The sequence below is a fragment of the Pseudonocardia sp. McavD-2-B genome, from assembly GCF_024124365.1.
Taxonomy (GTDB): domain Bacteria; phylum Actinomycetota; class Actinomycetes; order Mycobacteriales; family Pseudonocardiaceae; genus Pseudonocardia; species Pseudonocardia alni.
On sequence record NZ_JAMXSG010000482.1, the window covers coordinates 1 to 2,059 of the forward strand.

2 protein-coding genes are annotated in these 2,059 nt (G+C 73.2%); both read left to right on the forward strand.

All coding sequences use genetic code 11. The features are described from left to right. Positions 1-165 precede the first annotated feature (165 nt). A complete protein-coding gene (locus tag NH602_RS30460) occupies positions 166-1,572 on the forward strand; it encodes an MFS transporter (protein ID WP_253069638.1) in 1,407 nt (468 codons plus the stop codon). Next, positions 1,569-2,059: alcohol dehydrogenase catalytic domain-containing protein (locus NH602_RS30465; RefSeq protein ID WP_253069639.1), on the forward strand; the 491-nt coding region annotated here is incomplete at its 3' end. The genes NH602_RS30460 and NH602_RS30465, both read left to right, overlap by 4 nt.

A 2,059-nucleotide genomic window follows, 5' to 3' on the forward strand; every position in this document is an offset into this window, starting at 1 on the left:
CGACCCCACCGGCACCGTCGCGCGGCTCCTGGACGCCGCCGGCGCACCCGACCTCGCGGCCGACGGCGACCTGGTCGCCGCCGTCGCCGCGCGCCTGCCCGCCCTCGGCGCCGGACGCGTCGAGCTGTAGCCCACCCTCCCGGTCACGGAGCAACGGAGTTCACGATGACGGACAACACCACAACGACCGGGTCATCCGGACCCGTCACCCGCACCACACGGGACCTGAGCAAGGCCGCGGCGTCGGGCTGGCTGGGTACGGCCATGGAGTTCATGGACTTCCAGCTGTACTCACTGGCGGCCGCGATCGTGTTCAACCAGATCTTCTTCCCGGCCGTGAACCCGGCGGTCGGGCTCATCGCGGCGATGGCCACCTACGGGGTGGGCTACGTCGCGCGGCTCGCCGGCGCCGTCTACTTCGGACGTATGGGGGACCGGCTCGGCCGCAAGAAGGTCCTCTACCTGACGATCCTGTTGATGGGGGTCTCCACGACGCTCATCGGTGCGCTCCCGACCTACGCCCAGATCGGCATCCTCGCCCCGGTGCTGCTCGTCGTCCTGAGGCTCGCGCAGGGCTTCGGCGCGGGCGCCGAGATCGCCGGCGCGACGGTGATGCTCGTCGAGTACGCGCCGACCCGGCGCCGTGGCCTCGTCGGCTCGCTGGTGTCGCTGGGCACGAACTCCGGCACGCTGGCCGCGTCGGGGATCTGGGCGGTCCTGCTCGCGACCCTCACCGAGGAACAGCTGCTGTCCTGGGGCTGGCGGATCCCGTTCCTGTTCAGCTTCGTGCTGCTGATCCTCGCGGTCTGGCTGCGCAGCAACGTCAAGGAGAGCCCGGTCTTCGAGGGCCGCGCCGACGTGGCCGACGGCGTCGCGCTCGACCGCGAGGAGCTGCGCGCCGCGGCCCGCGACGGCGACGGCGACGGCGACGCCCCCAGGGTCGGTGCGATCGAGGCCGGCCTCACCCAGCGCAAGGGCCGCGCGTTCCTGCTGGCGCTGGGCCTGCGGTTCGGCCAGGCCGGCAACTCCGGCCTGGTCCAGACCTTCCTCGTCGGCTTCGTCGCGGCCAACCTCATGCTGGACCGTTCGGTCGCCACCGACGCGATCGTCATCGGCTCGCTGGCCGGCTTCGTCACGGTCCCGCTGATCGGGCTGCTGAGCGACCGGGTCGGCCGTCGTCCCGTCTACATCGGCCTGACCGCGCTCACCGCGGTGCTCGCGTTCCCGCTGATGCTGATGATCGTCAGCGGGAACACGGTCGCGCTGACGCTCGCCATGGTCGTCGCCCTCAACCTCGGTGTGCTCGGGATCTTCGCGGCCGAGAGCGTCACGATGGCCGAGCTGTTCGGCGCCCGCACCCGCTTCACCCAGCTCGCCCTGAGCAAGGAGATCGGCGGCGTGCTCGCGACCGCCATCGGTCCGGTGCTGGCCGCCACCCTCACCGCCGTCACCGGCAGCTGGTGGCCGATCGCCGTCATGCTCATCGTCTACTCGCTGATCACGCTGGTCTCCGCGGTGCTCGCGCCGGAGACCCGTGGCCGCGACCTCGTCCGGCTGGAGGACGCAGCATGAGATCCGTCGTCGTGCACGGCCCGGGAGACCTGCGGGTCGACGAGCGGCCCGACCCCGCACCCGCCGCGGGCGAGGTCCTGGTCGCCATGGAGTGGGGCGGCATCTGCGGCTCCGACATCTCGTACTGGCGCCACGGCGCGTCCGGAACGGCGACGCTGCGCCACCCGCTCGTGCTCGGCCACGAGGTCGCCGGGCGCGTCGCGGCGCTCGGGCCGGGGGTGGAGGGCCCGGAGCCCGGCACCCCGGTGACCGTCCACCCGGCGACGCTGGTCGGTGACCGTGAGCTGCCCTGCCGGATCGCCGGGCGCACGAACCTGCACCCGCGGGTGCGCTACTTCGGGTCGGCCGCGTTCGACCCGCACACCGACGGGGGGTTCAGCCAGCTGCGCTGCGTGCCCGCCGACCAGGTGCGGACGCTGCCCGACGGCGTCGGCACCGCGCACGGGGCGCTGGCCGAGCCGCTCGCCGTCGCGCTGCACGCGGCCGG

What these genes read in the sequence shown, in the direction of transcription:
- NH602_RS30460 (WP_253069638.1), top strand. Translation starts at nt 166, where the DNA reads ATGACGGACAACACCACAACGACCGGGTCATCCGGACCCGTCACCCGC.